Raw genomic sequence first — 7015 nt, 5'->3', positions numbered from 1 at the left:
GGGGCGGTCACGGGAAGCTTCGCGTCGTCGTTGGTCACGCGACCCATCATGCCAGCCACCCCATGCGGGCACCTGTCCGGGCGGAACGGATATTTCATTGAAATGACATTTTCATCTTTGTCGGCCGTTCCCGCACCCTCCCGACAGCCGTCCCGTAGGTTGGTTCTGGAAGTAATCGATGTCACACCGGATCATCCGCCGTGTCCCGCGCCGCCGCGGCCCGGACCAGGCGCACATGCGGGGGAATAGTCGATGGACGAGCTGAAGGAGACGAATAGCACCATGCGGGAGTACAGCACCGAAGCGCAGTACGCGGTCGGCGAGAAGGAAACGGTCGTCACCGCCATGCAGGAGCTGGTGGCCAAGCGTCCGAAGCTGGTCATGTTCACGCGTCCGAAGAACTTCGAATGGGTCAACGTCACGGCCCAAGAGTTCCACGACGAAGCCTTCGCCGTGGCCAAGGGCCTCATCGCCAACGGCGTCCAGAAGGGCGATCGCGTCGCGCTGCTGTCGGAGACCCGTTACGAGTGGAACCTGATCAACATCGCCATCTGGATGGCCGGCGCGACGATCGTGCCGATCTACGGTTCCTCCTCCGCGGGCCAGATCCGCTGGATCATCGAGGATTCGGGTGCCGTCTTCGCCATCACCGAGGGCCGCCAGCACACCGAGCGGATGAAGAACCTGATCATCGACGACTCGGGTCACGCCCCGCTGTCGGAGTCCCCGACGCAGCTGCGCCGTGTGCTGGAGATCAACGCCGCCGCCGTGGACACCCTCATGTACGAGGGCCGCGACATCGACGACGCCGAGGTCCAGGACCGCATTGACGCGTCGACCTCCGCCGATCTCGCGTCGGTGATCTACACCTCCGGCACGACCGGCCGCCCCAAGGGCTGCATGCTGGACCACAGCAACTGGCTGTCCGAGGTCCGCGCGATCCTGACCAACGACATCGGCGTCATCGCCCGCCCGGGCAACCGCATCCTGACGTTCCTCCCGCTGGCCCACGTTCTGGCCAACGCCGTGTCGCTCGCCTCGATCGTCGGCGGCGCGACGCAGTCGCACTGGGCCGACACCACCACGGTGACCCTGGAGTTCCAACGTTCCCGCCCGCACCTGATCCTCGGCGTGCCGCGCGTGTTCGAGAAGGTCCGCGACTCCGCCCAGGCCGGTGCCAAGGAGAAGGGCGCCTTCGGCATGGCGCTGTTCGAGCGCGCCGAGGCCGCCGCCATCGAGTACTCGAAGGCCCTGGACACCCCGGCGGGTCCGTCGACCGCGCAGAAGCTGCGCTTGAAGATGTACGACAAGCTGCTCTTCGCCAAGATCAAGGCCGCCATGGGCGAGGCCGTGCAGTACACCATCTCCGGTGGTTCGGCGCTGTCGTCGGATCTGGGCCACTTCTTCCGCGGCCTGGGCGTCACGGTCTACGAGGGCTACGGGCTGACCGAGTCGACCGCCGCCATTACGGTGAACACCCCGACCGACCAGGTCATCGGCACCGTCGGTCGCCCCGTCGGCGGTTGCTCGGTGAAGATCGCCGACGACGGCGAGATCCTGCTCAAGGGCCCCGTGGTGTTCAAGGGCTACTGGCAGAACGACGAGGCCACGGAGAAGACCTTCGACGGCGAGTGGTTCAAGACCGGTGACCTCGGCGAGCTCGACGACACCGGCCACCTGCGCGTCACCGGCCGCAAGAAGGACCTCATCGTCACCGCCGGCGGCAAGAACGTCTCGCCCGGCCCGATGGAGGACCGCATGCGCTCGCACCCGTTGGTGTCGCAGGCGGTCGTCATCGGCGACGGTCGCCCGTTCATCTCGGTCCTGGTCACCCTCGACGAGGAGGCCGTGGGCAAGTGGAAGGCCGAGCACAACGTGCCGGAGCAGACCACCGTGCGCGAGCTGGCCGCCAACGCCGTGCTGCGCGCCGAGATCCAGGACGCGGTCAACGCCGCCAACGAGCTGGTCTCGCACGCCGAGGCGATCAAGAAGTTCCACATCCTGCCGCGCGACCTCTCCGAGGAGGAGGGCGAGATGACCCCGACGATGAAGGTCAAGCGCAACATCGTCGTGGACAAGTTCTCCCGCGAGGTCGAGGACATGTACCACCGCTAGACCCGGATTCCGCCGGTTCCGCCGGTCGAGCGATCCGGTTGGCCCGGCACCCCGCGTGGGGTGCCGGGCCTTCTGCTTTGTTCCTTCCGCTTCCCCTTCTTTCACTTCGCGCCTTCTGCATCGCCCCTTTTTGTATCGCGCCATTTGCTTGGCGACGGTCGGCGTCGTCAAGCAAGCGGCGAAACCACCCGCCGAGCCGGTGTCGCTCCACGGGCACCGGCCCCCGCACCCTTATGGTGGGGGCGTTCGAGGTTATCGGGGGAACGCGCAGGCGGCCCCGACGCCCCGAGGACGCGGCCGGCGATCGCCGGCGGCGACGATGTGCCCGGCAGGGCCCGACCGGCGAGGAGGACCGCGGTGGAGCATTACGACGCGCGCCTCCGGCTCCGGGAGATCACCCAGGAGCTCTACGACATCGGCGACGAGGTCGCCGAGCACATCGAGCACCTGGCGCAGGCCGTCGCCGACGTCGACCGCGAGCTGGTCGACGAATGCGTGCTCGAGCTCGCCGACATCGTCGACGAAGCCGTCGAGGACGCGCGCCCGCTGGTCGGGGAGCTGGCCGGGCTGCGGCAGGCGTTCACGTCCGGCATCCGCCGCGGCGAACTGGGGCCGATGCCGGATCGCGAGCCGGGACCGGAGCCGAAGCCCGTCGACGTCGCCGAATTGTCGGCGATCCCCGCGCCGCTGCGCCATCCCGTCGCGGTGCCGACGGTGGCGCATGCGCTGCTGGCGAGGTCCGAAAGCACCGCCGCGTACCTGGCGGAGCTGGCGGACTGGGTGTCCGCCGAGAACATCCGCGGCGTCGAGGTGCTGGGGTCGGTGCAGATCCCGGCGCTGTACGCCCGTTGCGGCCGTCGTGCGCTCAACGCCGCCGCAGCCTGGTGCGTGACCGTGCCGGAGACGCACCCGGCCGTGGCCAAGACGCTGCGCGGGCGCAGGCCGCCGGCGTTCCTCATGGAGCGCATCCGCATCGACGAGGTCGTGCGCAAGGTCGCCCGCCGCCGCGCCGCGGAGCGCGTGTGACCGCGCCCGCATTCGGCGTCTACCTGCACGTCCCGTTCTGCGCGACGCGGTGCGGGTACTGCGACTTCAACACGTACACCGCCGGTGAGTTGGGCTCGGCGGCGTCGACGGGCACGTACCTCGACGCCATCGTGCGCGAACTGGAGCTCGGCGCGGAGTCGCTGGCGGCGGAGGGTGCCGGTTCGGGGGCTTCGGCGTCGGCATTGATCGGCGGAGGCGGGGTCTCGGGCGGCGTGCGACCCGCCGAGACCGTGTTCATCGGCGGCGGCACCCCGTCGCTGCTGGGCGCCTCGGGGCTGGCACGTCTGCTCGACGGCGTGCGCGACACTTTCGGCCTGGCGCCGGGAGCGGAGGTGACCACCGAATCGAACCCCGAGTCGACGTCGCCGGAGTTCTTCGAGGGCATTCGCGAGGCCGGTTTCACCCGCGTCAGCTTGGGTATGCAGTCCGTCGCCCCGCACGTGCTGGCGACGCTGGACCGCGTGCACACGCCGGGCCGTCCGGTGGAGGCCGCCCGCGAGGCGCGCGACGCCGGCTTCGACCACGTCAACCTCGACCTCATCTACGGCACGCCGGGGGAGTCGATGTCCGACCTCGACGCGTCGCTGGACGCGGTGCTGTCGGCGGGCGTCGACCACGTCTCCGCGTATTCGCTCATCGTGGAGGAGGGCACCGCCATGGCCCGCAAGGTCCGCCGCGGCGAGCTGCCCATGCCCGACGACGACGATCTCGCCGACCGCTACGAGCGCATCGACGCAGCTCTGCGCGGCCAGGGTTACGACTGGTACGAGGTCTCCAACTGGGCCAAGCCGGGCGGGGAGTGCCGCCACAACATGATCTACTGGCGCGACGGCGACTGGTGGGGAGCCGGCCCGGGCGCGCATTCGCACCTTGGCGGCCGGCGCTTCCACAACGTCAAGCACCCCGCCCGCTACGCGTCGGTTGTCTCGGGCGGCGAGCTGCCCATCCGCGATTCGGAATCGCTTTCCGACGATGACCGCCACATCGAGAGGGTCATGCTCCGCCTTCGGCTGTCCGAGGGCATGCCGGCGTCGGAACTGCGGCCAGAGGAACTCGACCGGGCGCGTGCGCAGGAGGCCGCCGGGATGCTGGCGCTGGACGGCGATCGGGTTCGCCTGACCGATGCGGGCCGGCTGCTGGCCGACGCGATCATCGTCGACATCCTCAGCTGAGCGCGCGATCCGCATCGGGGGCTAAGGTTCCCCGCATGAGTTCGAACGTGGCCCCGGAGGCGGGCAACCCGTACCGCGAATCCGCGCCCGAGCTGGCGGCCGTCGCCCAATCCACGCGCACGCGGCTGATCGCGGTGCTCGTGATCGGCCAGATCCTCGGCGGCCTCGGCGTCGGCGCCGCGGTGAGCGTCGGCGCGTTGCTCGTCGCTGAGGTATCCGGATCCCCGGAACTGTCGGGGCTCGCCGCGACGCTGAGCACGCTCGGTGCCGCGATCGCGTCGGTGCCGTTGGCGCGGCTGGCCATCGCGAAGGGCCGCGGATTCGCGTTGGCCGTCGGTTCCGGCCTGGCTGCCGTCGGCGCCGTGGTGTCGACGTTGGCCGCAGTCTCGGACAGCACCCCGTTGCTGCTCGCCGGGCTCCTCGTTCTGGGCGTCGGTTCGGCGGTGGGGCTGCAGGCGAGGTTCGCCGCCGCCGATGCCGCCCTGCCGCACCGCCGCGGCCTGATGCTGTCGACGGTCATGTGGTCCACGACCGTGGGCGCCGTCACTGGGCCGCTGCTCATGTCCCCGTCGGGAAGAGTGGCCACGGCGTTCGGCCTGCCGGAGTTGACCGGGCCCTTCCTGGTCACCGTCGTCGCCCAGGTCGGCGCCACGCTGCTGTACGCGCTGTTGCTGCGCCCCGATCCGCTCGAGGTCGCGCGACTCACCGATGCGGCCGCGGCCAATGCGGCTGCGCGAACGCCGGCAGGATCGACGTCCGCCGAAGGAGAAGGAACCGCTCCAACCGCTCACGCCGCGCCCGCCACCGCCGAACCCATCGCCGTGGTGCCCGCCGATCGCCGCGTCGTGCTCGCGGGCCAGGGCGCGGTTGCCGTCGCCCACTTCGTCATGGTCACCCTCATGTCCATGGCACCGCTGCACATGGCGAACTTCGGCGCATCGCTGACTATCATCGGCGCCGTCATGAGCTTGCACATCGCCGGCATGTGGGCCCTGTCGCCCGTCTTTGGCTGGGCCGTCGACCGGTTCGGCACGACCGCGATGATCTTCGTCGGCCAGACCATTTTCCTGGCCACCGCGGTCGTCATCTGGATCGCGCCGTTCAGCTTGCCCATGCTCGCCGTCGCGCTGACCCTGCTGGGCCTGGGCTGGTCGGCGTCGGTGGTGGCGGGATCGGCGGCGGTCACCACGGCCACGCCGCAGCACGATCGCGCCGCCGTCCAGGGCCGGACCGACATGGCGATGAACTTGGCGGGCGTGCTCGGCGGATTGATCGGCGGGCCGGTGCTCGTCCAGATCGGGTACACCGGTTTGTCCCTGGTTGCGATGATCCCGGTTGCGGTGGTCGTCGTCACGCACATGGCGCTGGGGAAGCGCACCGCCGTCGGCCGGTAGACTCGGCCCTCGATGCACGGGAGCCCGCCGGGCCCGACGACGACGCGAAAAGGAGACGAGCGCACGATGTCCAGCCAGACCGAACTTCGCCGCCGCGAGGTGCTGCGCGCCATCGTCGCCGACTACGTCGCGTCGCAGGAGCCGGTGGGCTCGAAGGCGCTCGTCGACAAGCACAATCTCGGCGTGTCCTCGGCGACCATCCGCAATGACATGGCGGTGCTGGAGGCCGAGGGGTTCATCACCCAGGAGCACGCCTCCTCCGGGCGCATCCCCACGGAGAAGGGCTACCGCCTGTTCGTCGACTCGATCTCGCAGGTCAAGCCGCTGTCGAAGGCCGAGCACCGCGCGATCCTCGAATTCCTCGAAGGCGGAGTCGACCTGGAGGACGTCCTGCGCCGGTCCGTGCAGCTGCTCAGCCAGCTCACCCGCCAGGTCGCCGTCGTCCAGCTGCCGACTCTGCAGTCCTCGCGGGTGCGGCACTGCGAAGTCGTGCAACTCGCCGACGTGCGCCTGCTGCTGGTCATCATCACCGACACCGGCCGCGTCGAACAGCGCAACGTCGAACTGGCCGCGCCCATCGACCCCAACCAGGTGCCGGCGCTGCGAGACATGCTCAACCGCACCATGGCCGGCAAGACCCTGTCCGACGCCTCGGCGTCCGTCGCCGACCTGGCGGCCAACGCGCCCGCCGACGTCCGCGACATCGTCATCCGGTGCTCGACGGTGATCATCGAGTCGCTCATCGACAAGCCCAACGACCGCCTGATCCTCGCCGGAGCCTCCAACCTGACGCGTTCCGGCCTGCACGGGCGCCTGCCGTCGACGCTGCCGAACATCCTCGACGCGCTGGAGGAACAGGTCGTCGTGCTCAAACTGCTGTCCGCCGTGCAGGACCTCCACCAGGTGCGCGTGTCCATCGGCGAAGAAAACGAGGACGAGGAACTGCGCGGCACCTCCGTCGTGTCCACCGGCTACGGCACGTCGGGCGCGATCCTCGGCGGCCTCGGCGTCGTCGGACCCACCTACATGGACTACCCGGGAACAATCGCGTCGGTCGCCGCCGTTGCACAGTACGTTGGCCGGGTCCTCGGTGACGGGTGACGACCCGCACGCTGGTACATTCTTCCGACGGTTGCCCCATCGGTCCGCCGGTGGCCCGACCGCCCGAATCCCGGTGAATCTTCTCCGATTACCGGCAATTGATTTTCCACAGATGCATAAGGAAGTAACTGACGTTGGCTCGTGACTACTACGGCATCCTCGGCGTGTCCAAGGACGCCTCCGACG

5 protein-coding genes are annotated in these 7015 nt (G+C 69.4%); all 5 read left to right on the top strand.

Going from position 1 to position 7015, the window contains the following annotated elements:
* Positions 1-282: 282 nt before the first annotated feature.
* Positions 283-2115, top strand: a complete 1833-nt coding sequence (locus GX015_RS12190; RefSeq protein WP_291345416.1) for a long-chain fatty acid--CoA ligase — start codon at positions 283-285, stop codon at positions 2113-2115.
* A 357-nt stretch (positions 2116-2472) separates the two neighbouring features.
* Positions 2473-3141 carry a hypothetical protein gene (locus tag GX015_RS12185; RefSeq protein ID WP_291345415.1) on the top strand — a complete coding sequence of 223 codons (669 nt, stop codon included), beginning with the start codon at positions 2473-2475 and terminating at the stop codon, positions 3139-3141.
* Positions 3138-4334 (top strand): radical SAM family heme chaperone HemW, encoded by a 1197-nt coding sequence (hemW, locus tag GX015_RS12180; protein WP_291345414.1) that lies wholly within the window; start codon positions 3138-3140, stop codon positions 4332-4334. Before GX015_RS12185 ends, hemW begins: the two co-directional genes overlap by 4 nt.
* A gap of 35 nt (positions 4335-4369) precedes the next feature.
* A complete protein-coding gene (locus GX015_RS12175) occupies positions 4370-5728 on the top strand; it encodes an MFS transporter (RefSeq protein WP_168938395.1) in 1359 nt (452 codons plus the stop codon).
* A gap of 66 nt (positions 5729-5794) precedes the next feature.
* Complete coding sequence (gene hrcA, locus GX015_RS12170) at positions 5795-6829, top strand: heat-inducible transcriptional repressor HrcA (RefSeq protein ID WP_291345413.1); 1035 nt, start codon at positions 5795-5797, stop codon at positions 6827-6829.
* Positions 6830-7015 lie beyond the last annotated feature (186 nt).

It is taken from the genome of Corynebacterium sp. (genome assembly GCF_012837295.1).
Lineage (GTDB): Bacteria > Actinomycetota > Actinomycetes > Mycobacteriales > Mycobacteriaceae > Corynebacterium.
Note: the sequence above shows the minus strand (reverse complement) of the source record. Positions and strands in the feature narration are given on the sequence as shown.